This is a genomic window from Streptomyces katrae, from assembly GCF_000717655.1.
Lineage (GTDB): Bacteria > Actinomycetota > Actinomycetes > Streptomycetales > Streptomycetaceae > Streptomyces > Streptomyces katrae_B.
In genome coordinates, this window is sequence record NZ_JNZY01000039.1 from 33,096 (window position 1) to 60,038 (window position 26,943).

Genomic DNA, 26,943 nt, shown 5'->3' on the forward strand with positions numbered 1-26,943 from the left:
CCGTCACGCGCTCCGGGCGCCGCCTCAGACGGGCTGCGTCCCGTCACCCGGGGGCGGGGCGGTGCGGAGGCTTTCCAGCTCGGCGAGGAGGCGCCGGTACGCGAGCCGCTCCGCGTGCACCGCACGCCTGAGGGGGAGGTAGCGCGGATCGTGCCGGGCCCGCGCCTCGTGCGCGGCGGCGAGGCGGAGCCGCCTCGCTCCGGCCAGGTCGTTCATCGCCGCCACGTATCCGTGGGCGAGAAGCTTGTGGTCGAGGACCTCGGCGAAGGCGCGTTCCGCCAGTATGCCGAGCCGGTCGAGTCCGTCCAGGCATCTCGCAGGGTCCGTCTCGGCGCAGTCCTCGTCCAGGTCGTGGGACAGCGATCTCAAGGTCGTGCCGAGCTCCGGGTACTCCCAGGCGGGCGCCGTGTCGTGCCTGCATCCGGTCGCGAGGGCGGTGAGGGCCGTGAGGGCGGCCACGGCGCGGACCGTTCCCCCTCCCCCGCGCATGCGTGTGCCTGTGCGTATGCGTATGCGTATGCGGCTGTGCGAGAGGAAGAGAGGAGCCATGTGAGCCCCGATCGCCCGAGGGTCAGAGTGCGGCCGCCGTCGCCGGCGAGGCGGTGTACACGCCATTGCCCGGCGAGGTGGCCTTGGCCGCCATCCTCACCCGCCCCGATCCGCGCTGCCACCCGGCGGCCCAGGGGCCGCGGGTGCACGGCGCGGCGCAGGTCACTGCCGCGGCTGGCGCGCGGCCTGCGCGAGAGTCGAGGGCTGGACCGCCCGGTGCCAGGGGGTGGGGGTCCGGCCTGCGGTCTGCTCGGACCCGGCTGCGGGAAGCGTCGTGACGATGTGCAGATCGGCGTCCAGGCCGAGGGCCGCCGCGACGGCCGTACCGGCCCCCCAGTCGGCCACGCCTGCCGGGGCACCCGTGTACAGCATCTGGGACTCCTGCCAGGACTGCGGGCCGTCCGTGCCCGCCACGCTGACCGTCCCCGCGCCAGCGCGGCCCGCGAGCACGTGGCCCGCGACGCCCACCGCGCCGTACCCGCCGAGACCGCCGGCCGCGGCGACCCGGGAGAACTGCGGCGCGGGCCCGCCCGCGGCGGCCAGGCTCGTACCGACGGCGCCCGTGCCGGGGCGGCGGAAGAACAGCCGGACCCCGTCGCCCTCCGGGCGCACCGAGAGCACGCCCGTCGTCTGGGGCAGCCCGGTCGGGAAGGGGCCGCCGAACGGGGCACCCGGCGTCGGCTGGACCCAGGCCAGTACGGAGCCGGCCGTCGCCGCGTACACGTGCCGCCGCCCCGAGCCGTCGGTCGCGGTGACCGGATCGCCCAGGAGGCCGGCGCCGCCCAGGGCCTGCCATGCGCCGAAGGCGCCGTCCGGGGCCGTCTGGGCCCGGGCGCGCAGCGTACGCCTGGAGTCGCGTACGTACACCGTCATCCGGCCGGCCGGGTCCACTGCGACGGCCGGTCCGCTGATCGCCGAGGTGACGGACCTGTCGGTGGTGTCCGGGGTGCCCAGCGACTGCCACGGGCCGAATGCGCCGTCGGCCTTGGTCTGGACGGCGTAGACGATGTCCCGGCCGTAGTCCCGGGGCTTGGTGCCCAGGGTGGTGCGGGTGGCGAACACCGCGATCCTGCCGTCGGGGAGCCGGACCGCCGTCGCGCCGGCGTCGATCCCGGTGCCGGGTCCGGCGTCGGGCAGGAACCGGGGGCCCTGCCAGGGGGCCTGCGGGCCGCTGCGCGACCAGTACGCCATCCGGCCGTCCAGCACGGCGAAGGCCCAGAGCCGTCCGGGGACGCCTTCGGTCATCCAGGAGGTGCCGTCACCGCGGCTGTAGCGGATGGTCTGGCTCCAGCCGGCGCCGGTGGGCCTGGTCGCGGTCTTGCGGTCGCCGCACCCGGCGGGGCTGCCGCACCAGTCCTCGTGGTCCGTCCAGGCGTAGGTCTTGAGGTAGCCGAGCTTCTCCTCGGCCGTCTGCGGGTCGAGCGTCGGCGGCAGCGAGCTGTTCGGGTAGCTCATGTAGTTCTGGACCGAGAAGTGCGGCCGGTCCGTGGACTGCGCGTAGCGTTCGGCGGCGGCCTGGACGAAGCGGGCGCCGTACATGTGGTCCTGGTGGTCGAGGAAGGTGCCGCCCTCCGACCTGCCGGGGGTCGGGTCCTGCGTCCGTATCGTCGTCGGCCGGTAGAGCGCGAACACGTCCGCGATGGCGGCTATCGCCTGGTCCTTGGTGTACGAGAACGCCTGCTTGACCGGCGTCCCGGAGGCCAGCTGGGCGCCCAGGGCGGGTATCCGGCCGTCCCACAGACCGCGCATGCTGTCCGGATTGTCGCCGGAGATGCTGCGGGCCTCACGGAGCTGCATCCACACCAGGTTGACCTCGGGCCTGGCGACGAGGACGTCCACCTCGGCGCTGCCCCCGCCGGCGGTGGGCACGGACTTCCGCTGCCAGGCGCTGGTGCGGTCACCGGTGGCCATCTGGGCGTAGGCGCCGCGGATGCCGTTCTGCCGGGCCTCCGCGTAGGCGGCGCGGTCGGCGGGCCCGGCGGCGTCCTCGAGGTGCGGGCTGTGGGCCTCGTTCCTGCCGTCGGACTCGCCGGAGGTCAGGTAGACGGTGGTTACCTTGATGCCCGTCGATATGGAGCGGCTCAGGTCGGGGTTCATGAAGAAGAGGTCGTCGTCGGGGTGTGCGACGACCTGGAGGGCCGAGCCCTCGGTCACACTCGGCCGGACGACCGCCTCGGGGGCCGCCTGCTGCCGGCCGGTCCCGTATCCGTAGGCCCAGGTCGTCACGCCGGCGACGCCGACGGAGGCCGCGGCGAGCAGGGCCGCGATGCGGGTGCGGCTGGCCAGGGACATGTACAGCGCCTTGAGGGTCGGTCCGGTGCGGAATTCCGCCTGGGAGGTCGGTCGATGTCCCGATGGCTCCACTGCTTCCGGTGACGACCGGGGCCGATTATGCCTCGCGGGTTTGTGACTGACACACCCTCAAGGGGCTTATGTCGGGAACCAAGTTGAATAGGCAATACACCCCTAATTGTCCCTTTTGTCGACCGCGGAACGTTGCCCCATATCGCGAAAGGGCCGCGCGGCAGGCCGATCGACGGGCGGGGCCGGTGAGCAATGTCACGCGAGATCGCCACAACGGGGCGACCTGCGGCACCCCCGGACACCCTTGTGGACGGCGGCGCTTGTGCGCATACTCCCACCAGCGCTTGGCAGGAACACGCCAAATTCCTGTTGCGCCTCACAGGCCCCCGACCCCCGGGGCCGCACGCTCCTAGGAGGAGATCAGTGAGGATCACGCGCATCACCCCCTGCACCGGCAGCGCACGACGGAGCAGGCTCGCCGCGCTCGCCGCCGGGCTGCTCGCCGCCATCGCACTCACCCTTCCGCAGGCCGAAGCAGCCCCCCTCCGGACCTACAGCTCGGCACAACTCGAGACCGTCGACCAGGCCGTGCTCAACGCGGACGTCGGCGGCACCGCATGGCACGTGGACCAGGCCACCGGGCGCGTCGTCGTGACCGCCGACAGCACGGTCTCCACCGCCGGCCTCGCGAAGATCAGGAACGCGGCGGGCGCCGACGCCGGCGCACTGCGCATCGAGCGCACCCCGGGAACCTTCAGCCGGCTCCTCGGTGCCGGCGATGCCATCTACGGAAGCGGGTACCGCTGTTCGCTGGGGTTCAACGTGGTCAGCGGCAGCACGTACTACTTCCTCACTGCCGGCCACTGCGGCAACGTGGTCAAGACGTGGTACGCCAACTCTGCGCAGAGCACCCTCATCGGCCCGACCGTGGGCTCCACCTTTCCCGGCAGTGACTACGCACTCGTCCGTTACGACAACACCTCGCTGAGCCACGCGGGGGGCTTCACGGCCGGCACCGCGTACGTCGGGGAGCCGGTCAAGCGCAGCGGCTCCACCACCGGCACCAAGAGCGGAACCGTCACCGCACTGAACGCGACCGTCCACTACAGCGGCGGCGGCACGGTCCGCGGCATGATCCAGACGAACGTCTGCGCCGAGCCGGGCGACTCCGGCGGCGCGCTGTACGACGGCACGAAGGCGCTCGGCATCACCTCCGGCGGCAGCGGCAACTGCAGCACCGGAGGAACGACGTTCTACCAGCCCGTGCCCGAGGCGCTCGCCAAGTACAAGGTCTCGCTGTACTGACCGGGCCAGGTGCCGGCCGGGGGCTGCCCCTGCCGGCACCGCGGCGGTGATCCGCCACACACCTGGTGACATATCCAAACAAATGCCACATCCCGCACATCGGCCGGGTCTGCGCCGGCCGTCCAGGATGATGTCCCGGTGCGCAATGCGGAACAGTTCGGCGAGGCCGAGAACGAGACGGACAGCCCGGGAGTGCCGGCCCCACGCGCTCCCACGGACATGTCCCTACGGGTCAGAGCCGCCCAGGAAGGCGATGAGGCGGCGTTCGGCGAGCTGTTCCGGGCGGTGCAGCCCGGCCTCCTGCGTTATCTGGGCGTCCTCGTCGGCGCCGAAGCGGAGGACGTGGCCTCCGAGACGTGGCTGCAGATCGCCCGGGACCTGGCATCGTTCCAGGGGGACTACGACGGATTCCGCGGCTGGGTGGCGACGATAGGCCGGAACCGGGCGCTGGACCTGCTGAGGTCCCGGCGCCGGCGGCCGGTCAGCAGCGTGCCGGTGGAGGACCTGCTGGGCGACCGGCCCGCGGCCGACGACACCGAGGGCGCCGCTCTCGCCGGCATCGGGACCACGGCGGCCTTGGCCCTCATCGCCGCACTGCCCCGCGACCAGGCCGAGGCCGTGCTGCTGCGGGTGGTCATGGACCTCGACGCGGAGACTGCCGCGCGGGTGCTCGGCAAGCGGTCGGGCGCGGTACGGATGGCCTCCCATCGCGGTCTGCGCAAGCTCGCGAAGCGTCTCGCAGCGCCGCCGCGAGGCCCAGGGACCCCCACGGAACCGGACGTGTCGAAGTCCCCGGAAAAAAAATCGGCCCCGGGAGTGACACCGGCGAAGGCACCAGCGCTGAAGGGCATGAGATGAGCACCAACCGATCCCGGCGTATCGACCACGACACGGCCGAGCAGTTGCTCGGCGGGCAGGTGGCCGGCGCGCAGGACGGCCACGAAGCCCTCGCGGGGCTGCTCTCCGCCGCCGCCGCACCCGCGTCGGAGGCGGAGCTGTCCGGCGAGCAGGCGGCGCGGGCGGCGTTCCGGGCGGCTCAGCTCGCACCTGCCCCTGTTCCTGTTCCACAACGCCCCCGGAGGCAGCCGATGGCCACGTCGGCCCTCGCGAAGGTCCTGAGCGCGAAGGTCGCGGCCGCTGCCGCCGCCACCGCGCTCGGCGGCGTCGCCGTGGCGGCCGGCACCGGCCACCTGCCCGCAGCGCTCGGTGGCGGCCCGGACGACGACCGGCCGACGCGGGCCGAGGCGGCCGTCGCGGCCTCCCCTTCCCCGGCCGCCCGCCCGAACGCGGCCGGTCGTACGGCGGCGCCCCTGGCGGCCGACCTGGCGGAACTCTGCCGCGCATACGGAAGGGCGCGCGACGCGCATCCCGGCGAGGCACCGGCCGAGCCCCGTTTCGCCGTCCTGGTCACGGCGGCCGGGGGCCCGGACGGCATCCCGGAATACTGCGCCCCGGTCCTGGCAGCCCCCAGCAGTCCTGGCGCCGCACCCGCTGCCACGGACCGCCCGGCAGAGTCCCGGCCGAGCGGGCGTCCGACGTCCCGGCCCCAGCCGCCGGACAACCGGCCCGCCGGTCCCGGCGCCGGCCACACACCGAACGCGCCCGACAGCCATCCGACCGGTCCCCCGGACGGCAGGCCCGGAGTCCCTCCCGACTCAGGCGGTGACCCGACCCCGCACCCCAGGGGATGAACCCGCCTCCCACGCCCGGGCCGGTGGGCGGGGCGGTACCACCACCCGACCGGCTTTCGAACCTCCTATCCGTAGAGGCCCTCCACCGATGCACCGACGACCTGGCAACCCGGCCGAGGAAACCGTGCCGATCCCTCTCGCCGACACGGGCGCCCCCGGCGTACCGGACACCCTGCCGCCGTACGTACCCGAGGCGAGCCCGGTCTTCGTGGACAGCTCGGGGCGCAGGCAGCGCCGAGTGCGCCGGATGGGCCGTCTGCTGGTCATCCCGGCCGCGGCCTACGTCGTCCTGCTCATCAGCACCGTCATGGGCGGCCCCACGGTCCGGTCACCGTTCCTCCCCTCCGCGCAGGCACCGCAGAGCCCCAAGGCCAAGGACCCGGCGGCGGGGTCCACGCCGAGCCCCTCCGGCGGCAAGGCGGCGAACCGGACCCGGAGCCCCCAGCCGTCCGGCGCGACCGCCACCGCGCCCTCGTCCGCCACCTCCGGCAGCCCGTCCGCGGCAGGGCCGACAGGCGCCCCGGTCGGCAGCCCGACCGCCTCCCCCGGCGGCGCCCGCCCTTCACCGGGTGGCGGGGCGCGCGGCCGTTCCACTTCCGCACCGGGCCAGGGCGGCAAGCCCACCGCCCATCCCTGAGTTCCGCACCGCCAGGCAGGAAGCGCTCCCCTTGTCCAAGAATCCCCGTCGTCGCCAGGCCCGCGGCCGGCACGGCACCGTACGCAACGTCCCGCTGCGCACGCACTGGCTGCTCCTCACGACGCTGGTCCTCACCCTCTCGGCGGCCCTGCTGCTCCAGGGGTACACCCAGCACCTGTTCGACAGCTCCGCCGACGGGTCGGTCCGCGGCCGGGGGCCGGCTTCCTCCGTGCCGGCGCAGATCGCCTCCGGCGGCCCGGTGATCGAGGGAGCTGCAGGCCGCACCGCCACCCCGGCCGCCCGCACCATCGCCCTGACCTTCGACGACGGCCCCGACCCGGTCTGGACGCCGAAGATCCTCGACGTCCTGCGCCGCAATGACGTGCACGCCACGTTCTTCACCGTCGGCGCCCGCGTCGCCGAGCATCCCGACCTCGCCCGGCGGATCGTTTCCGAGGGCCACCAGATCGGACTGCACAGCTTCACCCACACCAACCTGGGCGCCGCGTCCCCGTGGCGGCGCTCCCTGGAACTGCGCGAGACGCAGCTCGCCATCGCCGGGGCCGCCGGAGTCACCACTCCGCTGCTGCGCCCGCCGTACTCCTCCACCGCCGGCGCGCTCACCGACGCCGACTTCGACGCGGTCGTCCAGGCGGGCCAGGAGGGCTACCTCACCGTCCTCACGACCCGCGACAGCGAGGACTGGCGCCGGCCGGGCGTCGCACAGATCGTGGCCAACGCCACCCCCGAGGACAACGGCGGACAGATCCTCCTGATGCACGACGCGGGCGGGGACCGGTCGCAGACCGTCACCGCGCTCGAGCAGCTCCTGCCGAAGCTCAAGGCCTCCGGATTCGCGTTCGCCACCGTCGGCGACGCCGTCGCACTCCCCGAGACGGTGCAGCCGGCGGGGACGGCCGAGCAGTGGCAGGGACTCGCCCTGATCACCGCGCTGCGCACCAGTGACTGGATCCTGGACGGCATCTCCTGGCTCCTGTGGGCCGCGGGCGCGATCAGCCTGCTGCGTGCGATCGCCGTGTTCGTCGCCGCCCGCCGCCACGTACGGATGCGCCGCAAGCCCTGGGGGGCGCCGGTCACCGAGCCCGTCAGCATCATCGTCCCCGCCTACAACGAGAGCGCCGGCATCGAGGCGGCCGTCCGCTCCCTCCTCGCCTCCGACCATCCTGTCGAGATCATCGTCGTCGACGACGGCTCGACGGACGGCACCGCCGACATCGTGGAGGCCCTGCGGCTGCCGGGAGTGCGCGTGATCCGGCAGCAGAACGCCGGAAAGCCGGCCGCGCTCAACACCGGCATCGCCGCGGCCTCGTGCAACCTCCTCGTGATGGTCGACGGCGACACCGTCTTCGAACCGGACGCCGTCCGTATGATCATCCAGCCCTTCGCCAACCGCCGCGTCGGCGCCGTCTCCGGCAATGCCAAGGTCGTCAACCGGGGCGGCCTGCTCGGACGCTGGCAGCACATCGAGTACGTCGTCGGCTTCAACCTCGACCGCCGCCTGTTCGACCTCGCCGAATGCATGCCCACCGTCCCCGGCGCCGTCGGCGCCTTCCGGCGCGAGGCACTGCTGCGCGTCGGCGGCGTCAGCGACATCACCCTCGCCGAGGACACCGATCTCACCATGGCCCTGTGCCGCGATGGCTGGCGGGTCGTCTACGAGGAGCGCGCCAAGGCGTGGACCGAGGCACCGGCCTCACTGGGCGCCTTGTGGAAGCAACGCTACCGCTGGTGCTACGGCACCCTGCAGGCCATGTGGAAGCACCGGGGCGCCCTCACCCAGCGGGGCCAGGCGGGCAAGCTCGGCCGGCGCGGGCTGATCTACCTCCTGATGTTCCAGGTCCTGCTGCCCCTGCTCGCCCCCGTCGTCGACGTGTTCGCGGTCTACGGCCTGGTCTTCCTCGACCCGCTGCGCATCGTCGGCCTGTGGACGGCGTTCCTGCTCCTGCAAGTGCTGATGGGGCTGTACGCGTTCCGCCTCGACGACGAGCGGCCCGGACCGCTCTGGAGCCTCCCGCTCCAGCAGTTCGTCTACCGCCAGCTGATGTACCTCGTGGTCATCCAGTCCGTCTTCACCGCCATCGCCGGATCCCGCCTGCGCTGGCAGCGGATGGAGCGGTACGGCAGTCTCCAGGTCCCCCTCGGCACGACGGAATCCCCGGCGCCCGTACCGGCACAGGCGTACGTACCGGCACAGGGGCCCGTAACGGCACAGGCATACGTACCGGAAGAGGTACCGGCGCCGGGCGCGGGCCACGTCGGCGACCCCGCCTGGGCGTACCCTCCCCCGTTCCACCCGCAGGACCACCAACCGCCCCCGCCGGCGATCTACCAGGATTACCGCTGAAGCCGCGACGCCGGAATCCGCTCGAATTCCGGCGGACCGCGGACCGTTCACGCCGGCATGCCCGGTCCGGTGTGAACGTGGACTGACGACCGTCCGCCTCGGCGCCTGAGCCGAGTGCGTCCCCGATCTCCTGCTGCCAGTACGTGACCGTGAGCGAGCTGTCGTAGTACACACCGGCGGCCGGCAGTTCCCCCTCGGCGGCGACGGATGGGTCAAGGCGGGGACGACCATTCGCTGACCAGGTGCGACCGGGCGGGTACCCGGAGCGCACGGCCCGCGGCGTCCCGGGCCGGCCCCGGGCCGGGGCCCCGGGGATCCCCGCGGCGTCCCGGGGCGGTCCCGGACGATCGAACATACGATGGGCGGGAACCGGCGCGGGCGCCCCGCCCGGCTGCCCGCCCAGACCACTCGGGGTGGAGACGTATGGCACAGCCCGCCGACACAGCGCGGACCGTCATCCTGACCGTGGACGACGACCCGGGAGTCTCCCGGGCCATCGCCCGTGACCTGCGGCGCCACTACGGCGCCGGATACCGGATCGTGCGCGCCGAGTCCGGCGAGTCCGCGCTGGAGGCGCTGCGCGAGCTGAAGCTGCGGGGCGACCTGGTGGCGGTGATCCTCGCCGACTACCGCATGCCGCAGATGAACGGCATCGAGTTCCTCGAGCAGGCCCTCGGCGTGTACCCGGGCGCGCGGCGCGTGCTGCTGACCGCGTACGCCGACACCAACGCGGCGATCGACGCGATCAACGTCGTCGACCTCGACCACTACCTGCTCAAGCCGTGGGACCCGCCGGAGGAAAAGCTCTACCCGGTCCTGGACGATCTGCTCACGGCCTGGCGCGCCAGCGACTACCGGCCGGTGCCCTCGACCAAGGTGGTCGGGCACCGCTGGTCGGCGCGTTCCTCGTACGTGCGGGAGTTCCTGGCCCGCAACCAGGTGCCGTACCGCTGGTACTCCTCCGACGAGCCCGAGGGACGGCGGCTGCTGGAGGCCGCCGGCGCCGACGGACAGCGGCTGCCCCTGGTGGTCACACCGGGCGGCACCGTGCTGATCGAGCCGGATGCGCCCGAACTGGCCGCCCACGTGGGGCTCGCGACGACGCCGACGGCCGACTTCTACGACCTCGTCGTGATCGGCGGCGGCCCGGCCGGGCTCGGCGCGGCGGTGTACGGGGCCTCCGAGGGGCTGCGGACCGTACTGGTCGAGAGGTCGGCGACGGGCGGGCAGGCCGGCCAGAGTTCCCGCATCGAGAACTACCTCGGCTTCCCGGACGGCGTGTCGGGTGGGCAGCTCACGGAGCGCGCCCGCCGCCAGGCCGGCCGCTTCGGCGCCGAGATCCTCACGGCGCGCGAGGTCACGGGGCTGGAGGTCAACGGGGCGGCACGTGTCGTGCGCTTCTCCGACGGCTCGGCGGTCGCCGCGCAGAGCGTCATCCTGGCGACCGGTGTGACGTACCGGCAGCTCCGGGCTCCGGGCTGCGACGACCTGACCGGCCGCGGGGTGTACTACGGCTCCTCGCTCACCGAGGCGTCCTCCTGCCAGGGGGAGGACGTGTACATCGTGGGCGGCGCCAACTCGGCGGGGCAGGCGGCGATGTACCTGGCGCGGGGTGCTAAGTCGGTGACGCTGCTGGTGCGCGGGGAGTCCCTGAGGGCGTCGATGTCGTACTACCTGGTCCAGCAGATCGAGGAGGCGCCGAACATCACGGTGCGGACCCGGACCGAGGTCGGGGCGGCGCACGGCGAGGGACACCTGGAGCAGCTCACCCTGCGGGACGTGGACAGCGGTGCGACCGAACTCGTCGACGCCCAGTGGATGTTCGTCTTCATCGGCGCGGCCCCGCTGACGGACTGGCTGGACGGCACGGTGCTGCGCGACGAGCACGGTTTCATCCTGGCCGGGCCGGACCTCACGCCGGACGGGCGGCCGCCGGCCGAGTGGGAGCTGGACCGGCCGCCGTACCACCTGGAGACCAACATTCCCGGCGTGTTCGTGGCGGGCGACGCACGCGCCCGGTCCGCGAAGCGCGTCGCGTCCGCCGTAGGAGAGGGAGCCATGGCCGTGATGCTCGTCCACCGGTACCTGGAACAGTCATGAGCGGGCAGCTCATGCCGTGCAGCCCGCGGGAGATCGCCTCGCTGTTCCTGTTCGAGAAGCTCTCCCCGGAGCAGCTCGGGCGGCTGTGCGGCGAGGGGCGGGTGGAGCGCTTCGAAGCCGGCCCGGTGTACACCGAGGGCGACCCGGCCACCTGCTTCTACGTGATGATCGAGGGCACCGTCGTACTGTCGCGCCGGGTCGGCGGCGACGACGTCGAGGTGAGCCGCACCTCGCAGCGCGGTGTGTACGCGGGAGCCATGCAGGCGTACCTGGGCGACCGCGTGCCGCAGACGTACACCAACTCGATGCGGGTGACGGAGCCGACGCGGTTCTTCGTGCTGCCCGCGCAGTCCTTCGCGGACGTCATGCGGGACTGGTTCCCGATGGCGGCGCACCTGCTCGAGGGGCTGTTCTTCGGTTCGAGGAACACCCAGCGGGCCATCGGGCAGCGCGAACGGCTGCTGGCGCTGGGGTCGTTGTCCGCCGGGCTCACCCACGAGCTCAACAACCCGGCCGCGGCCGCCGTCCGGGCCACCGCGACGCTGCGGGAACGGGTCGGCAAGATGCGGCACAAGCTGGCCCACATCTCCCAGGGCCGGTACTCGCGCGAGGTGATCGCCGATCTCATCGAGATCCAGGAGCGCACCGTGGAGCGCGTCGCGAAGGCAACGGCGCTCAGCCCGCTGGAAGCCTCCGACCGGGAGGACGAACTCGCCGACTGGCTCGACGACCACGGCATTGCGGAGGGCTGGCGGATCGCGCCGACCTTCGTGCAGGCGGGGCTGGACACGGACTGGCTGGAGCAGGTCGCGGCGACCGTGGCCGAGGAGATCCTGCCGTCGGCCATCGGCTGGCTCAACTACTCGGTCGAGACAGAGCTGCTGATGGACGAGATCGACGACTCCACCACCCGCATCTCCCACCTCGTGGACGCGGCCAAGCAGTACTCGCAACTGGACCGCGCGCCGCACCGGGTCGTCGACGTCCACGAACTCCTCGACAGCACGCTGCTGATGCTGTCCGGCAAGATCGGCTCCCGGGTGCGGGTGGTCAAGGAGTACGACCGCTCGGTGCCGGACGTGCCCGCGTACCCGGCGGAGCTCAACCAGGTCTGGACGAACCTCATCGACAACGCCGTCTTCGCCATCGGGAGCACCGGCGGCGAAGGCACGCTGACGGTCCGCACGGCGCGGGAGGGCGACCGGCTGCTGGTGGAGTTCCGCGACACCGGCCCCGGCATCCCGCCGGACATCCGCAGCCGCATCTTCGATCCCTTCTTCACCACCAAGCCGGTCGGCGAGGGCACCGGTCTCGGCCTCGACATCTCCTGGCGGATCGTGGTCAGCAAGCACCACGGCAGCCTCCAGGTCGAGTCCGTACCAGGCGACACCCGGTTCCAGGTACTGCTGCCGCTGACGGCCCCGGACCCCGCCCCCGAGCCCTCCCCCGCATCCGAGACCGCCGAGGAGCCGGCATGAGCGACATCAACGGAATCGACCCGAGCGTCCCGCCCACCGGCACCGGCTGCGCCGAGTGCGACGCCGTGGGCGGCTGGTGGTTCCACCTGCGGCGCTGCGCCCAGTGCGGCCACATCGGCTGCTGCGACTCCTCGCCGGCCCAGCACGCCACCGCGCACTGGAAGTCCGCCGGCCATCCCCTGGTGCAGAGCTTCGAGCCGGGCGAGGAGTGGTTCTGGGACTACGACACCAACGAGCTGTACGAGTCCGGGCCCGAGCTGGCGCCCCCGGCCGCCCACCCGGCGGACCAGCCGGCCCCGGGACCGGTCGGCCGGGTTCCGCAGGACTGGACGAGGCTGCTGCACGGCTGACCGCAGGGGCGTGGAGGCACGGGCATCGTCGAGGGCGAGAACCTGACGCACCGGCAGGCAACGCCTCGGACAGCTCCCCCGGGACCACCTCGCGGCCTGACCACCGAACTACCCCCGCGGCCCGGCGAACTCCCCCACAGCCCGGCGCACTCCCGCCGGGCCGTCGGCCGCTTCGGCCGAAGTCGGGCGGAATGCCGGGCTCGTCCCTGTGTGGATCCTGCGGGCTTCCTTAAGGGAACTTGAAGAACCGCTCCCGGCGGCCCTTTTCGCTGATCACCGGCCTAGGCTCGAGCGGACTCCCCTCCTCCCCCTCTCCTGTGAGGTGTTACCGGCATGAGCCGCAGCCGAACTCCCGGTCCCGAAACGCCGTCCCGCGTCGAGGCTCGGCGGAGGAAGACGGTGCGTACGCGCATCGTCCTGTCCGTCACCGCGGCGGCTGCGGCGGTGGCGGTCGGCGTCGCGGTGGCCGACTCCGACGGCGATGCCCGCGCGGACCGGCGGGCCGACGGCGCGGCCGGTACGGCGTCCCCGAGGGCGGGCACCGGTGACGCGACGGGAACCCCCACCCCTGCCGCCTCCACACCCGCCGCCGACGCCTCGGCGTCGGCGAGCCCGAGTCCGTCCGGGACGCCCGACGCCGAGGCGTCGGGATCCGCCGCTCCGACGAAGCCCGAGGCGGCGGAGAGCAGCATTGCGGCCAAGTCGGCGTCGGGCGAGGGCGGCAAGACCACGCGCAAGCCCGGCACCACGACGGGCGGCGGGTCCGGCGGCTCGGGCGGTTCCGGCGGTTCCGGCACCGTGGACGGCAACTCCGAGTCCGCGGTTCTGGCCCTGGTCAACAAGGAGCGGTCCGCTGCCGGATGCGGTCCGCTGGCCGTGAACGCCAAGCTGAGCACCGCCGCGCGCACGTACAGCGACACGATGGCCCGCAGCGGCGTCATGTCCCACACCGGACCCGACGGATCCACCATGACCAGCCGCGTCGAGGCCGCCGGATACGCGTGGTCCGGCCTGGGCGAGAACATAGCCCGCGGCCAGGCCGACGCCGACGCGGTCATGAAGGCGTGGATGAACAGCTCCGGCCACAGGGCGAACATCCTCAACTGCTCGTTCAAGGAGATCGGCATAGGCGTCCACAAGGGCGACGGCGGCCCGTGGTGGACGCAGGACTTCGGGACCCCGAGGTAGCCGACCCCCCGGCAGCCGGCCCCCGCCTTGCGAACAGACCTCCGCCGGCCGCAAGAACGACCCCCCACCGGCCGCCGAGCGGGCGTCCACGTCCTCCGACCCGTACACGGGTGCGGAGGACGTCGGCGTTGCCCCGGCGGGGGTACCGGCCGCCCATCGGGGGACGGGTGACAGGTCGGCCGGCGCGTCGGCCACTATGGGGCCGTGCCTCGAATTCCGCGCTACCTGTTCATATGGCTGTCGTGCACGGCCACCAGCGTGACTGCCGTACTGCTCACGGTCCAGTTCGTGGTCGGCACGACCAGGCACACGCCCCCGGTGGCGCGGTCCGCCCCGACGGTCATCGAAACGCCGCCGGCCTGGCAGGCGGGCCAGAGCCCGCCGTCCCCGACCGCGTCCACGAGCCCCTCGCCCACGGTGTCGCAGCGGCCCTCCCCCTCGGCCACGGCCCCCACCCCGGCCAAGGCCTCGAAGACCCCCCGGCCCAGCACACCGAAGCCGGCGGTGGACTGCGAGGACGGCGGAGCGGGCCTGCACACCGTCCCCTCGCAGGGCGGCAAGGCCACCGTGCGGTACGGGAGCCGGGGCGTGTGCCTCATCTCCGCGATCCCCGCCCTCGGGTTCAAGGCCACCACCTCGCAGAACGCGGACGACACCCTCACGGTCACGTTCACCAGCGCCGACCACCGGTCGGTGATCACGGCGACGGTCGACCCGGGGGCGAAGGCCAGCGTCCGCGAATCGTCGCTCTGAGGCCCGGTCTCCTCGGCCGTCCCGGCCGATCCGCACGACTGGGCGCCCTTCTGGTCCCCTTCGCGCATTTCACCACGTTGTAGGGCTGATGGACCGGGTTCCGGCGAAGCGGAAGGTGAGCTCTTCCTTAGGGCACCTTAGGGCAACCTCAAGATCGCGCCGATACGGTTCCGGCCGCCCGCCGCGGTCCTATGCTCGCGTCAGCCGAGCGGCCTTCGGCGCCGGGGCGTGACACCCCGGCCGACCGTCGGGGCCGCCGGCTTCACCGAGCCGAGGGGGGCGTTCTGCCCTCCCGCAGTCCGAACCGTGCCCTGGGGTGTCTTCGCCATGAGTCCTGACATGCTCCGACCCGTCCGTGCCGAGCGCCGTACGAGCCCGCGCCGCTCCCCCGCGCCGCTGGGGGCGCGGCTGCCACTGGTGGCCGCGGCCGTGGTCGCGGCGGGCCTGACGGCCGCCTGCGGGCCGTCCTCCCAGCCCGTCGGATCCGCCGCGCCGTCCGCCGCCGGACAGTCCTCGCAGGCCCTCGCCTCCGGGACGCCGTCCGCGACCGGGTCCGCCGAGGCGTCGCCGACCGCGTCGGCCTCACCGTCCGCGTCGGCCACCGCCCTGCCCAGCTCGTCGCCGACTCCCTCGACGGGCGCCCGGAGCGGTTCCGCGACGCCGGCCAAGCCGCCCCGTACGTCCGCCGCGCCCGAGCCGGCCAAAATACCCGGTCCCGGCTACGACGGTTCGGCCGATGCGCAGAAGCAGATCGACGCGGCGCTGCGCGCGGCCAAGGCGGACGGGCGGACGGTGCTGCTCGACTTCGGCGCGAACTGGTGCGGCAACTGCAAGGCCGCCGACAGGGTGTTCGGCCAGTCGCAGACCGCCGCGATCCTGGGGGCCTCGTACCACCTGGTCAAGGTCGACATCGGCGGCAACAGCTCCGCCAACTCCGCGCTGCTGCGCAAGTACAGCCCGTCGGGCGGGACCTACACGATGCCCGTACTGGTCGTGGTCTCCCCGTCCGGCACGGTGCGCACCGATACCCATGTCACGGGCAACCCGTCCCTGACTTCGGAGGGCATCAACGCCTTCCTGCGCCAGTGGGCGTCGTGAGACGACCCGCCCCGCAGGTCCCGGGGCGTCGGCGGCTCTCCGCCGCCGTCCTCGCCGGGGCCGGCCTGACGGTCGCGGTCGGCGGTGTCCTCGCCATCGGCGGTACCGGCGGCGGGGCGCCGTACGGGCGGGTGAGCGCCGTACGGGCCGCGGCCGGGGCGACGGTCGTGGATCCCGGTGCCCGCCAGCAGGCGCCCGCACTGGCCGGCGACGACCTGGACGGGAAACCCGTCGACCTCGCCGGGTTCCGGGGCCGGGTCGTCGTCCTCAACGTCTGGGGTTCCTGGTGCGGACCCTGCCGGGCGGAGGCCGACGGCCTGGAGCGGCTCAGCCGGCAGACCGGGGGCGAGGGGGTCCGGTTCCTCGGGATCAACACGCGGGACCGGGACCGGGCCGCGGCCCGGTCCTTCGTCCGGGCGCACGCCCTGAGCTTCCCCAGCCTGCACGACCCCACCGGCGAACTCCTGCTCCGCTTCCCTCCCTCGCTGCTCAACCCGCAGGCGATTCCCTCGACCCTCGTGATCGACCGCCGCGGACGCATCGCCGTCGCCATCGGGGGCGCCGTCACCGAGGAGCAGCTGCGGCCCCTGCTCACGCGCGTGGTGGAGGAGGAGTCATGACGACGGCCACGGACTGGGCGCTCGCCGCCGCGGACGCCCCTTCCCTCGTGAACGGAACCCTTGCGATCGCAGCTCCCGTGGCGTTCGCGGCGGGGCTCGTCTCCTTCCTCTCGCCGTGCGTACTGCCGCTCGTGCCGGGCTACCTCAGCTACGTGACCAGTCTGTCGGTCGCCGACCTGGCGGACGCGGACGGCGGACGCCGCAGCCGGATGGCGGCGGGCGCGCTGCTGTTCGTCCTGGGCTTCACGGCGGTCCTCGTCTCCGGAGGCGCCCTGTTCGGCCACGCCGGCCGGCTCTTCGTGGCCCACCAGGAGGCGGTCACCCAGGTGCTCGGGGTCTTCACCGTGCTCATGGGGCTTTCCTTCATGGGGTTCCTGCCGGGCTTCGCCCAGCGGGAGTTCCGCAGCCACCGGCGCCCCGCGCTGGGGCTCGCCGGGGCCCCTCTGCTCGGCGCGGTGTTCGCGGTCGGCTGGACCCCGTGCATCGGCCCGACGCTGGCCGCCGTCCAGGCGCTCGCCTGGACCGAGGCGAGCGCGGCCCGCGGAGCCCTGCTGATGGCGGCCTACTGCCTCGGGCTGGGCCTGCCGTTCATCGTGGCCGCGCTGGCCTTCCGGCGGGCCCTGGGCGCCTTCGGCCTGGTCAAGCGCCACTACCCGGCGGTCCTGCGGCTCGGCGGGGGGATGCTCGTACTCGTCGGCGTGCTGCTGGCCACCGGTGTGTGGAACGACCTGGTGTACCGCCTGCAGTTGTGGAGCGCGAACTCCACCACCGCCTTCTAGGGCGGCCGTTCGCCCCAGGCCGAAGTGCCCCTTTCTCTCCCCGACACACGACACAGAGGTACATGTGAACCCTTCGACGCATACGAGGCCTTCCCGGACGGCCCCCGTCGCGGCCGCCCTGCTCTCCTTCGTCTCCCTCGCTGCCCTCGCGGCCTGCGGCGGGCAGCCCGCCGAGGGCGCAGGCGACTCCCCGCCTTCCGCGGCTCGGACGACGCGCTTCACCGAGAACGGGGTCACCGTCACGCTCTCGGTGTCCGACTGGCACGCCTCGCAGGGCACCCTCACCGCGGTCTTCACGCCCGAGGCCAAGGGGTTCCACCTCTACAGCGCCGATCTGCCGCCCCACGGCATCGAGGGCGTGGGCAGACCGACCGCGATGGCCGTCACCGGCGTCCTGAAGGCGCAGGGCAGGCTGACGGCCGCAGCGGACGTACGGTCGATCAGCGTGCCCGGAGTCGACGCCCCGGTCCCCGTCTACCCGGACGGCCCGGTCACCACCACCCTGCCCGTCCGCGCCGACGCCGACGGGGACGCGACGGTGCTGTTCGGCTACGCGAGCTGCAGCACCCGGGACGGCTGCACCATCCCGGTGTCCGACCACCCCGTGCACCTCCGCATCACCGGCGACGGACCTGCGTTCGACGCCGCCCCCTAAGGTGTCCCCATGCCGAGCGTCCTGATCGTGGAAGACGACCCCAGCATCCGCCAGTCACTGATCGAGGTGCTGACGGAGCACGGGTATGCCGTGCGCAGCGCTGCCGACGGGTTCGGCGCGCTGCGGGAGGTCACCCAGGCCCCCGTCGACGCCGTGGTCCTCGACCTGGGACTGCCCGATCTGGACGGAGGGGACGCCCTGCGGATGATCCGGGGCATTTCCTCCGTACCCGTACTGGTGGCCACCGCCCGTGACGACGAGAGGGAGATCATCAAGCTCCTCAACGCGGGCGCCGACGACTACCTGGTCAAGCCCTTCTCCGGGGGGCAGCTCATCGCGCGCCTCACCGCCGTCCTGCGGCGCACCAGCCACGTCCCCCCCGCCGGTACCCCGGCGGGCGCACCGGTGGCGGCGACGAGCGAGCCGCTGCGCGCCACCACCGTGGGCGAGCTGGCGGTGGACCCGGGCGCGCGCACCGCGTACCTGGCCGGCCGGGAGCTCCGTCTCACCCGCCGGGAGTTCGACCTCCTGGCGTTCCTCGCCCACCACTGCGGCCAGGTCGTCTCCAAACGCCGTCTGCTGACCGAGGTCTGGCGCGAGCCGTACGTGGACGACCAGACCGTCGACGTGCACCTGTCGTCCCTGCGCCGCAAGCTCGGCGAACGCGCGGCGGCCCCGCGCTACCTGCTGACCGTCCGGGGCGTCGGCATCAAGCTGGTGGCACCGCGTTGAGACGCTCGCTGGCCGGAGTGGCGCTCGCCGTGACCTCCATGGTCGCCCTCTCCTTCCTCATACCGCTGGCCGCGCTGGTGATGTCGCTCGTCAAGGAGCAGGGCGTCACCGCGGCCGAGCAGCGTGCCGCCGCCCTGGCCCCCGTCCTCACCCTGACCACGGATCCGGACGCCCTGCGGGAATCCGTCGCGAGCCTGGACGCGGCCGAGGACCTGGTCGTGCATCTGCCGGACGGGGAGCCCCTCGGCAGCTCGAAGGCGCCGGCGAACCTGCTCGAACGGGCCCAGCAGGCACGGGAGTCCATCTCCCAGGAGATCCCGGGCGGCTGGATATGCCTGCAGCCGGTGGTGCTCCCCGGGGACCGGGTCGCCGTCATCGAGAACTTCGTCCCCGACGCGGAACTGACCCGCGGGGTGAAGGAGTCGTGGGCGGTCATGGCCTTCCTGGCCGTGGGGCTGGTCGGCGGTTCCGTACTGGTCGCCGACCGCCTCGGCGCGAAGGTCGTCCGGTCCTCGAAGAGGCTCGCGCGGGCCTCGCACGCCCTCGGCCAGGGCGACCTGGACACCCGCGTGGACCCCATGGGTCCCAGGGAACTGCGCGACGCGGGCGTCGCCTTCAACGCGATGGCCCACCGGATGACGGAGCTGCTCGCCGTCGAACGCGAACTCGTCGCCGACCTGTCCCACCGGCTGCGCACCCCGCTGACCGCCCTGCACCTGGCGTCCGAGCGGATGGCCGGCACACCGGAGTCGGCCAGGGTCGAGGCGGCGGTCGGCGAACTGGAGGCCGAGCTCCGGGCCATCATCGCTGCGGCGCGCACCCCGCTCGCCGTGGGCCCCATGGCCCAGGGCCTGCTCGGTGCGGAAGCGCCCGCAGACCGTCACTCCGTCGGCGCGGGGGCGTCCGGCCCCCGCTGCGAGACGGCCGAGGTCGTCCGGCGCCGCACCGCCTTCTGGACGGTCCTGGCCGAGCAGCAGAACCGCTCCTGCTCACTCGACCTCACCCAGGAACCCACCTCCATCGGCCTCTCCGAGGACGACGTCGCCGCCGTGGTGGACGCCCTCATCGGCAACATCTTCCGCCACACCGCACCCGGGACCCCGTTCACCGTCCACGTCGTACGGACGGCGCAGGCCGTGGAGCTGGTGGTGGAGGACGGCGGACCGGGCATCCCCGACCCGGACCGGGCCCTCTCCCGCGGGAGCAGCACCGGTTCCACGGGGCTGGGTCTCGACATCGCGCAACGGGCCGCGAGCGCCACGGGCGGCTCCATGCGCATCGGCCGCGGCCCGCTGGGGGGCGCGCGCATCACCGTGACGTTCGCCCTTGCCCCACCGGCCCCGTCCGCCCGCAGGCCCCGCATCTCCCGCCGCCGCCCGACCCGCCCGCGCGGACGGTAGGCCGGGCCGCGCGAGCGCCGGGGCCTGCCGGCTCCGGCATGCGCCGGGCCCGGATGCGGCGCACGCTGGAGCGTGGGTGCGCAGCGCACGCACGCTGGAGCGTGGGTGCGCAGCGCCGAGAGGCGCGCCTCGACCGGACGGAGAGCAGGCCCGAGTCCGAAACCGCCCGGGGCGAGGCGTGACCGTCCGCCGGGCCGACGTGCGGAGGTGATGGCGGTGGCCGACACACGAACCCCGCAGCGGTCGTCCAGCGCTCAGCGGCGCATCCTCGCACCCCTGGCCCTCGCGCAGTTCATCTGCAGCTTCGCCGGGTCCAACATGAACGTGATGATCAACGACATCAGCGAGGACCTGGACACCACCGTCCAGGGGGTGCAGATCGCCATCACGATCTTCCTCCTGGTCATGGCCGCGCTGATGATCCCCGGCGGCAAGCTGACCGACCGCTACGGCCGCAAGCGCTGTCTCCTGGTCGGCCTCGTCGTCTACGGCATCGGCGCCCTTTTGAGCGCCGCCGCCCCGGGGCTGGGCGTACTGATCCTCGGGAACTCGATCCTGGAGGGGATCGGAACGGCGCTGCTCATCCCGCCCGTCTACATCCTCACGACGCTCATCTTCACGGACCTGACCTCACGGGCCCGCGCCTTCGGCGCCATCATGGCGCTGGGCGGCATCGGCGCCGCCGCCGGGCCGCTGATCGGCGGGCTCATCACCTCGTGGCTGAGCTGGCGGGCGGCCTTCGTGTTCCAGGCCCTGGTCATCGTGGTGATCATCGTGCTGAGCCGGAGCCTCGAGGACCCGCTGCCGGCCGATCCGACGCGCCCGTTCGACACCACCGGAGCGGTCCTCTCGGCCGTCGGCCTCATCCTGGTCGTCATGGGCATCCTCGCCGCCGACAACAACGTCTGGCTCATGATCGGCCTGCTCGTGCTGGGCGCCCTCGTCCTCCTGTGGTTCTTCCTCTCCGTACGGGCCAAGGAGCGGGCCGGCAAGGAACCCCTGCTGTCCACCAGCCTGTTCCGCGACCGCACCTCCAACCTGGGCCTCGTCACGCAGAACGTGCAGTGGCTGCTGCTGATGGGTTCCTCGTTCACCATCGCGGCCTACCTCCAGGTGGTGCGCGGCTACGACGCCGTCCAGACCGGCGTCATCTTCACCGCCGCCACGCTCGGCCTGCTCGTGTCCTCGCTCGCCGCCGAACGCCTCGCGAAGCGGTGGCCCCAGCGGACCCTCATCACGACCGGCTTCATCGTCACCCTCGCCGGCATCGTCGTGCTGATCGCCATGGCCGGCAGCTCCCCGAACCCCTGGGCCCTCACCCCCGGACTCCTGCTGATCGGACTGGGCCTCGGCGTGATGCTGACCCCCTCGGTCAACGTCGTCCAGTCGAGCTTCCCCGAGGAGCAGCAGGGCGAGATTTCCGGCCTCTCCCGCAGCGTGTCGAACCTCGGATCCTCGCTCGGCACGGCAGTCGCCGGCACCATCCTCGTCGCGGGCCTGACCAGCGGCGCCTACGCGGCCGCGATGATCACGCTGGCCGTCGTCGGACTCGTCGGACTCGCTGCCGCGGTACTCCTTCCGAAGAAACCGCGCCCGGTGGCCGGTCGTGTCCAGCCGAGCACGGAATGACCATGCGGAACGTCCTCACGCGAGGTGATGGGTGATGTCGGACGAGAGAGCCGAACGCATCGCGGATTTCATCGAGCCGCTACGGGTACGGCCGGGGTCGAAGGTGCACCTGGAGCGGGACTTCGATCCCCGCTACAAGGCCGGCGTCAAGAAGCGGAACGCGATCGAGCTGCTGCAGACCGGCGTGTCACTGCTCGCCGAGTACCAGGAGCGGCTGGCCGCCCAGCACACGTACGGCGTGGTGCTCTGTCTCCAGGCACTCGACGCCGGAGGCAAGGACGGGACGATCCGCCACGTGATGAGCGGGGTCAATCCCCAGGGCGTACGCGTCAGCAGCTTCAAGGTGCCGTCCTCCGAGGAGCTCGACCACGACTACCTGTGGCGCTACGCCCAGCGGCTGCCCGCGCGCGGCGAGATCGCCATCTTCAACCGCTCGCACTACGAGGAAGTCCTCGTCGTACGGGTCCACCCCGAGAACCTCGTCCGGCAGAAGCTGCCGGACGGCTCGTTCGGGCCGGGCATCTGGGACCGGCGCTACCGGGAGATCAACCGCTGGGAGCGGTACCTCACGGACAACGGGTTCAAGGTGGTGAAGATCTTCCTCAACCTGTCCAAGGAGGAGCAGCGCATCCGCTTCCTGAAGCGGATCGACCTGCCGGAGAAGAACTGGAAGTTCTCCGCCGCCGACGTCCGCGAGCGGCGCCGGTGGGACGACTACCAGGACGCGTTCTCCGAGATGCTGTCCGCCACGAGTACGCGGTGGGCTCCGTGGTACGTCGTACCGGCGGACCGCAAGTGGTTCGCGCGGATCTGCGCGGCGGCGGTCCTCGCGCACACCCTGATGGAGATCGATCCTCAGTACCCCGACGTGGGGGAAGAGGCACGCAAGGACCTCCTCGTCACCAAACGGGGGCTGGAGCGCGAGGCCCCCGCCGGGGCCGTGGCCGATCCGTACACCGCCCGGCACCCGCCGGCGGAACACGAGCACCGCAAGGGACGGAAGGGGCGGGGGAAGAAGCGCGGCTAGCGACCCTCGGACGGCGCGCGAACGGCCCGGATGCGTCCGCGGTCCCGTATCGGAGGCAGAACCATGACAACGCGGTCGGACTCTGTGGCAGAACGGCCCCGGGCTGCGGGGGACGGCTGGTACACGCGCTCCCCCGAGCAGGTCGTGGCGGCGTTCGGTATCGATCCCGCGGTCGGTCTGTCCGCGGCGCGGGCCGCCCAACTCCTGACCGCGCACGGCCCGAACGCACTGCCCGAGGAGCAGCGGACTCCGGCCTGGCGGCGGGTCCTCGCGCAGTACCGCAGTTACATGCAGATCGTCCTGGTGGCCGCGGCGATCGTCTCGCTGGTCATCCAGGAGTGGACCACTGGGATCCTGCTGGTCGCGCTGACGCTGCTGAACGCGGTCGTGGGCCTGCGCCAGGAGGGCAAGGCCGAGAGCGCCATGAACGCGCTGAAGTCGATGATGAAGGCGACGGCACGGGTGCGCAGGGACGGTACGGAGGCCGAGATCCCCGCCGAGCAGGCGAAGGACACCGGCCCGCTGACGGGCAGCCGGCTGCTCGTGGCCCGCCCCTCGAGGGCCGCGTGAGGAAGGCGCGTAAGTGACCACCCGGCACCACGGCCACGGGGTCCTCTCCCGCTTCCGGGCGGTTCCCGGGTTCCGCGCCGTTTCGGCCTACCGGCGCGAGTGGCTCGTCAAGGACCTGGTCGCGGGAGTCGTCCTGACCACGCTGCTGGTGCCGCAGGGCATGGCGTACGCCGAGCTGGCGGGCCTGCCTGCCATCACCGGCCTGTACACGACGATCCTCTGCCTGCTGGGATACGCGGTGTTCGGCCCCTCCCGGATCCTGGTGCTGGGCCCGGACTCCTCGCTGGGGCCGATGATCGCCGCCACCGTGCTGCCCCTGGTGGCCGCCGGCGGGGATCCCGACCGGGCCGTCGCGCTGGCGTCGATGCTCGCGGTCATGGTGGCGGCGATCATGATCCTGGCCTCGGTGGCGAAGCTCGGCTTCATCGCCGACCTGATCTCCAAACCGACGATGATCGGCTACATGAACGGTCTGGCGCTGACCATCCTGATCGGTCAGCTGCCCAAGCTGCTCGGTTTCAAGGTGGAGGCGGACAACCTGATCGGCGAGTGCGCCGGCCTCGTGCAGAAACTCGCCGACGGGGCGGCGGTACCGGCCTCCGCCGCCGTGGGCCTCGGTGGGATCGCCCTGATCCTGGTCATGCAGCGTTTCCTGCCGAAGATCCCCGCGGTGCTCGTGATGGTGGTCCTGGCCATCGGCGCGGCCGCCGCCTTCGACCTGGACGAGCACGGCGTCGGCCTGGTCGGGGTACTGCCCGAGGGCTTCCCGCCGTTCACGATCCCCGAAGTGCGGCTCGCCGACCTGGCGCCGCTGCTCGGCGGTGCGCTGGGCATCGCCCTGGTGTCCTTGGCCGACACGATCTCCAACGCGTCCGCCTTCGCGGCGCGTACGGGCCAGGAGGTCCGCGGCAACCAGGAGATGGCGGGCGTCGGTGCGGCCAACCTGGCGGCCGCCCTCTTCCAGGGCTTCCCCGTCAGCACCAGCGGGTCCCGGACGGCAGTGGCGGAGCGGGCGGGCTCCAGGAGCCAGCTCACCGGCGTCGTCGGAGCGGCGCTCATCGTCCTCATGCTCGTGCTGGCTCCGGGCCTGTTCCGCAACCTCCCCCAGCCGGCCCTGGCCGCCGTGGTCATCACCGCGTCGCTGTCCCTGGCCGACGTGCCCGGGGCCGTTCGGCTGTGGCGGCAGGGCCGGGCGGAGTTCCTGCTGTGCTTCGCGGCCTTCGCCGGCGTGGCCCTGCTCGGTGTGCTGCCCGGGATCGCCGTCGCCGTGGGCCTGTCCGTACTCAACGTCTTCCGGCGCGCCTGGTGGCCGTACGACACCGTACTGGGGCGGGTGCAGGGCCTGGAGGGCTACCACGACATCCGCTCCTACCCTCAGGCCGAACAGCTGCCGGGCCTGGTCATCTACCGGTTCGACGCCCCGCTGTTCTTCGCCAACGCCAAGACCTTCCGCGACGAGGTCAGGCGACTGGCCGGCGCGGACCCGAGGCCGAGCTGGATCGTGGTCGCGGCGGAGCCCATGACCGACGTGGACACCACCGCCGCCGACGTCCTGGAAGAGCTCGACGAGGCGCTCAACGCGGACGGCGTCCACCTCGTGTTCGCCGAGCTCAAGGACCCCGTGCGGCGGAAGATCGAGCGGTACGAACTCACCCGGACCATCGACCCCGCGCACTTCTTCCCCACCGTCGAGACCGCCGTCGCCGCCTTCCGCCTGCGCACCGGGGCGCAGTGGTCGCCCGGGCACGGGGCCGCCCCGCCTCCGCCCGCCGACGGGATGTGACCGCCCGCCCCCGGTGCCGGCACGGTGCGCCGCTCAGGCGGGATCGCGTCCCGCGGCGGTCCGCCCCATGGTCAGCGCCAGCCGCCGTACCCGGTGCCAGTCCATCGGCGGCGCGGCGCGCGGCACGCCGGGACGGTGCCGCGGCACGCGCACGCGCAGGGCGCCGGACGCGATACGGCAGCGCACGGGAGTGGACAGCACCAGGGCCTCGCCGTCGACGCCGACGGGGATGGCGGGAGCGTCGGCGTCGACGACGACCTCACGGGCGGTGACTGCGGTCAGCCCGTGGCCCTGCCTGCCGTGCAGCAGCAGCCCGGCCGCCTCGGCGGCGCTCGCGACGTCCACGCCGAGCACCCCCAGCTCGCCGGAGTCCAGTCGCTCCCGGCGCCCGACCCCCGCCGCATCCCCCCTCTGATAGGGGTTGTTGCTCACCAGCACGGCCTGGGGGCCGTCCAGGGCCACTGCATCTGCACGGACGCTCAGCCGCGAGCCACTGGCGTGGGTCAGCAGGGCCGGCAGCATCTCGAGGATGGTGCGGGCTTTGTCGTCACGGTAGGCCGGACTCTGCACGACCTCCGCGTACACGCCGAACGAGGCGCTGTTGACGAAGACGCGGCCGGGGTTTCCGGCCGCCGGTTCTCCCTCATGGAGGTACCCGAGGTCGACGCGCAGTTCTACGCCGTCGGTCAGTGCCTCCAGACACCGGGAGGGATCCTGCCGGTCGAGGCCCAGATCCATGGCGAAGTGGTTGCGCGTGCCGGCGCTGATCACCATGAACGGAATGTCGTGCTCCACGGCCACGGCGGCGACCAGGGCCTGCGTACCGTCGCCACCTGCGACACCCAGCAGGTCGGCCCCGCCCTCGACGGCCTGCCGCGCCAGCTCGGCCACGTCCTGCCGGTGGTCCGGATCCAGTACGACGACCTCGGCACCGAGGTCCCTGGCCCGCTCCGCCAGGCGGAACTTCCCGACCTTTCCGCCACCCGAGCGCGGATTCATGATCACGAAGGGCCGCTCGGCCCGGACGACGGAGCGCTCCGGCATGCCCGGCGCGGTGTCCTCGGCCAGGGCGGCGCTGCCCGCTGCGACGGCCAGCGCCCACAGGGCGAGGGAGGCCAGGACGACCCACAGCAGCCCGGCGGCCGAGTACAGCAGCAGGACGGCGAGCGGCGCCAAGACCACCAGCAGCCCGGCGAGCACCCTGATCCAGCCGGTGTGGGTGAGCAGCCACCACACGCCCGCCGCCGTGAGGACCAGTCCTGCCCACCCCAGCGCCATCAGCACGAGGCTCGCGAGGCCGCCGAACACCACCAGCACCGCGAGCGCCGCCAGGCCCGTCACCAGGGCCAGGCGCGCGGTCCACCGCCTGCTCATGGGGCAACCTCCCGCCGCTTCACCGGTCACCGGCTGCCGGTCAGCAGCCGGCCACCCCCTTCAGGCTACGAGCGCCGCCCCCGCACGGCCCGCCATCGCTGCCGTCCGCGTCGACTTTCGGGCCTTGGGACCATGACCTCGCAAGGCACCATGTCCCCTGGCCCCCGCCGTCCCTCCGCCGGAAGGCGCCGGCCCCGACCGGGGGCGGTCCGGCGGCGCGGCGGACCCCTCGGTGGCGACCCTCCGCTACGGCACCGGCACCGCCGGTCTGGCGGCCGCGGTGGTCGCGGCCCGGGCGGACCCGGGGATGTGGCTGCCGGAGCAGTGCCGCGCCCTCGGAACGATCCTGGCGGTCACGTACCGCTGGATGCGCGCGGCGGTGTGCTGCCTGCTGCTGGGCGCCGCAGCGTTCGCGGCAGCCCTGCGGTGAGGGGGTGACGGAAGGACGTCCGGGTCACGGCCGGCGCCGTGCGCGGTGGACGGGTGGGCGCGCGAAGACGCCCGGCCGGGAGGTCCCGGCCGGGCGTCTTCGTGTGTCTGCTGTCCGCTGGTGGCT

Annotated in this window: 24 protein-coding genes; 21 read left to right on the forward strand and 3 right to left on the reverse strand. The window is 73.0% G+C overall.

Features of this window, described 5'->3' with window-relative positions:
* Positions 1 to 24 precede the first annotated feature (24 nt).
* Positions 25 to 459: a hypothetical protein gene (locus tag IF09_RS0132320; RefSeq protein WP_030301869.1), complete on the reverse strand. Its 435-nt coding sequence runs from the start codon at positions 457 to 459 to the stop codon at positions 25 to 27.
* Between the two features lie 252 nt (positions 460 to 711).
* A complete protein-coding gene (locus IF09_RS0132325; protein ID WP_063607457.1) occupies positions 712 to 2,841 on the reverse strand; it encodes a PIG-L family deacetylase in 2,130 nt (709 codons plus the stop codon).
* Positions 2,842 to 3,276: 435 nt separating this feature from the next.
* Here IF09_RS0132325 and IF09_RS0132330 point away from each other — a divergent pair, with 435 nt between their 5' ends.
* The 20 genes from IF09_RS0132330 (at position 3,277) to IF09_RS0132425 (ending at position 25,013) form a co-directional block, all read left to right on the forward strand.
* A complete protein-coding gene (locus tag IF09_RS0132330; RefSeq protein WP_030301872.1) occupies positions 3,277 to 4,158 on the forward strand; it encodes a S1 family peptidase in 882 nt (293 codons plus the stop codon).
* Between the two features lie 138 nt (positions 4,159 to 4,296).
* A complete protein-coding gene (locus IF09_RS40965) occupies positions 4,297 to 5,016 on the forward strand; it encodes an RNA polymerase sigma factor (RefSeq protein ID WP_324606883.1) in 720 nt (239 codons plus the stop codon).
* Entirely contained in the window at positions 5,013 to 5,849 is an 837-nt protein-coding gene (locus IF09_RS42130) for a hypothetical protein (protein WP_051833253.1), read from the forward strand. Before IF09_RS40965 ends, IF09_RS42130 begins: the two co-directional genes overlap by 4 nt.
* Before the next feature lie 124 nt (positions 5,850 to 5,973).
* The gene (locus IF09_RS47520; RefSeq protein WP_030301875.1) at positions 5,974 to 6,486 is read left to right on the forward strand and encodes a hypothetical protein; all 513 of its coding nucleotides are present in this window, start codon (positions 5,974 to 5,976) and stop codon (positions 6,484 to 6,486) included.
* 31 nt (positions 6,487 to 6,517) lie between these two features.
* The gene (locus IF09_RS0132350) at positions 6,518 to 8,851 is read left to right on the forward strand and encodes a bifunctional polysaccharide deacetylase/glycosyltransferase family 2 protein (RefSeq protein WP_234321226.1); all 2,334 of its coding nucleotides are present in this window, start codon (positions 6,518 to 6,520) and stop codon (positions 8,849 to 8,851) included.
* 423 nt (positions 8,852 to 9,274) lie between these two features.
* Positions 9,275 to 10,951, forward strand: coding sequence for an FAD-dependent oxidoreductase (locus IF09_RS0132355; protein WP_030301877.1), 1,677 nt, complete (start codon positions 9,275 to 9,277; stop codon positions 10,949 to 10,951).
* Positions 10,948 to 12,429 carry an ATP-binding protein gene (locus IF09_RS0132360; protein WP_030301878.1) on the forward strand — a complete coding sequence of 494 codons (1,482 nt, stop codon included), beginning with the start codon at positions 10,948 to 10,950 and terminating at the stop codon, positions 12,427 to 12,429. The genes IF09_RS0132355 and IF09_RS0132360 overlap by 4 nt, the downstream gene beginning before the upstream one ends.
* Positions 12,426 to 12,779, forward strand: a complete 354-nt coding sequence (locus IF09_RS0132365; RefSeq protein ID WP_030301879.1) for a UBP-type zinc finger domain-containing protein — start codon at positions 12,426 to 12,428, stop codon at positions 12,777 to 12,779. The genes IF09_RS0132360 and IF09_RS0132365 overlap by 4 nt, the downstream gene beginning before the upstream one ends.
* 399 nt (positions 12,780 to 13,178) lie before the next feature.
* Complete coding sequence (locus IF09_RS0132370) at positions 13,179 to 13,967, forward strand: CAP domain-containing protein (protein ID WP_324606884.1); 789 nt, start codon at positions 13,179 to 13,181, stop codon at positions 13,965 to 13,967.
* A gap of 204 nt (positions 13,968 to 14,171) precedes the next feature.
* On the forward strand, positions 14,172 to 14,720 hold the full coding sequence (locus IF09_RS47525; protein ID WP_234321227.1) for a hypothetical protein: 549 nt from the start codon (positions 14,172 to 14,174) through the stop codon (positions 14,718 to 14,720).
* 339 nt (positions 14,721 to 15,059) lie between these two features.
* Complete coding sequence (locus IF09_RS42135) at positions 15,060 to 15,818, forward strand: thioredoxin family protein (protein WP_051833257.1); 759 nt, start codon at positions 15,060 to 15,062, stop codon at positions 15,816 to 15,818.
* Positions 15,815 to 16,438: a TlpA family protein disulfide reductase gene (locus IF09_RS0132385; RefSeq protein WP_030301887.1), complete on the forward strand. Its 624-nt coding sequence runs from the start codon at positions 15,815 to 15,817 to the stop codon at positions 16,436 to 16,438. The genes IF09_RS42135 and IF09_RS0132385 overlap by 4 nt, the downstream gene beginning before the upstream one ends.
* Complete coding sequence (locus IF09_RS0132390) at positions 16,435 to 17,217, forward strand: cytochrome c biogenesis CcdA family protein (RefSeq protein WP_030301889.1); 783 nt, start codon at positions 16,435 to 16,437, stop codon at positions 17,215 to 17,217. The genes IF09_RS0132385 and IF09_RS0132390 overlap by 4 nt, the downstream gene beginning before the upstream one ends.
* 64 nt (positions 17,218 to 17,281) lie before the next feature.
* Entirely contained in the window at positions 17,282 to 17,872 is a 591-nt protein-coding gene (locus tag IF09_RS0132395; protein ID WP_030301891.1) for a hypothetical protein, read from the forward strand.
* A 9-nt stretch (positions 17,873 to 17,881) separates the two neighbouring features.
* Positions 17,882 to 18,604 (forward strand): response regulator transcription factor, encoded by a 723-nt coding sequence (locus IF09_RS0132400; RefSeq protein ID WP_030301893.1) that lies wholly within the window; start codon positions 17,882 to 17,884, stop codon positions 18,602 to 18,604.
* Positions 18,601 to 20,004, forward strand: a complete 1,404-nt coding sequence (locus IF09_RS0132405; protein ID WP_030301895.1) for a HAMP domain-containing sensor histidine kinase — start codon at positions 18,601 to 18,603, stop codon at positions 20,002 to 20,004. The genes IF09_RS0132400 and IF09_RS0132405 overlap by 4 nt, the downstream gene beginning before the upstream one ends.
* 216 nt (positions 20,005 to 20,220) lie before the next feature.
* The gene (locus IF09_RS0132410; protein ID WP_267882192.1) at positions 20,221 to 21,633 is read left to right on the forward strand and encodes an MFS transporter; all 1,413 of its coding nucleotides are present in this window, start codon (positions 20,221 to 20,223) and stop codon (positions 21,631 to 21,633) included.
* Between the two features lie 34 nt (positions 21,634 to 21,667).
* Positions 21,668 to 22,660, forward strand: coding sequence for a polyphosphate kinase 2 family protein (locus IF09_RS0132415; protein WP_030301900.1), 993 nt, complete (start codon positions 21,668 to 21,670; stop codon positions 22,658 to 22,660).
* An 84-nt stretch (positions 22,661 to 22,744) separates the two neighbouring features.
* Entirely contained in the window at positions 22,745 to 23,230 is a 486-nt protein-coding gene (locus IF09_RS0132420) for a cation-transporting P-type ATPase (protein ID WP_030301902.1), read from the forward strand.
* A 13-nt stretch (positions 23,231 to 23,243) separates the two neighbouring features.
* Positions 23,244 to 25,013: a SulP family inorganic anion transporter gene (locus IF09_RS0132425; protein ID WP_030301904.1), complete on the forward strand. Its 1,770-nt coding sequence runs from the start codon at positions 23,244 to 23,246 to the stop codon at positions 25,011 to 25,013.
* A gap of 33 nt (positions 25,014 to 25,046) precedes the next feature.
* Here IF09_RS0132425 and IF09_RS0132430 read toward each other — a convergent pair whose 3' ends face one another.
* Positions 25,047 to 26,387, reverse strand: a complete 1,341-nt coding sequence (locus tag IF09_RS0132430; protein ID WP_030301906.1) for a diacylglycerol/lipid kinase family protein — start codon at positions 26,385 to 26,387, stop codon at positions 25,047 to 25,049.
* Positions 26,388 to 26,619: 232 nt separating this feature from the next.
* Between IF09_RS0132430 and IF09_RS0132435 the strand changes: the two genes are divergently transcribed.
* Complete coding sequence (locus tag IF09_RS0132435) at positions 26,620 to 26,817, forward strand: hypothetical protein (RefSeq protein ID WP_030301908.1); 198 nt, start codon at positions 26,620 to 26,622, stop codon at positions 26,815 to 26,817.
* Positions 26,818 to 26,943 lie beyond the last annotated feature (126 nt).

Bases quoted from the DNA above. Each gene is read 5' to 3' on its own strand.
- IF09_RS0132325 (WP_063607457.1), bottom strand. From the start codon at position 2,841: ATGTCCCTGGCCAGCCGCACCCGCATCGCGGCCCTGCTCGCCGCGGCC.
- IF09_RS42130 (WP_051833253.1), top strand. From the start codon at position 5,013: ATGAGCACCAACCGATCCCGGCGTATCGACCACGACACGGCCGAGCAG.
- IF09_RS0132355 (WP_030301877.1), top strand. From the start codon at position 9,275: ATGGCACAGCCCGCCGACACAGCGCGGACCGTCATCCTGACCGTGGAC.
- IF09_RS0132360 (WP_030301878.1), top strand. From the start codon at position 10,948: ATGAGCGGGCAGCTCATGCCGTGCAGCCCGCGGGAGATCGCCTCGCTG.
- IF09_RS0132365 (WP_030301879.1), top strand. From the start codon at position 12,426: ATGAGCGACATCAACGGAATCGACCCGAGCGTCCCGCCCACCGGCACC.
- IF09_RS42135 (WP_051833257.1), top strand. From the start codon at position 15,060: ATGCTCCGACCCGTCCGTGCCGAGCGCCGTACGAGCCCGCGCCGCTCC.
- IF09_RS0132390 (WP_030301889.1), top strand. From the start codon at position 16,435: ATGACGACGGCCACGGACTGGGCGCTCGCCGCCGCGGACGCCCCTTCC.
- IF09_RS0132400 (WP_030301893.1), top strand. From the start codon at position 17,882: ATGCCGAGCGTCCTGATCGTGGAAGACGACCCCAGCATCCGCCAGTCA.
- IF09_RS0132415 (WP_030301900.1), top strand. From the start codon at position 21,668: ATGTCGGACGAGAGAGCCGAACGCATCGCGGATTTCATCGAGCCGCTA.
- IF09_RS0132430 (WP_030301906.1), bottom strand. From the start codon at position 26,387: ATGAGCAGGCGGTGGACCGCGCGCCTGGCCCTGGTGACGGGCCTGGCG.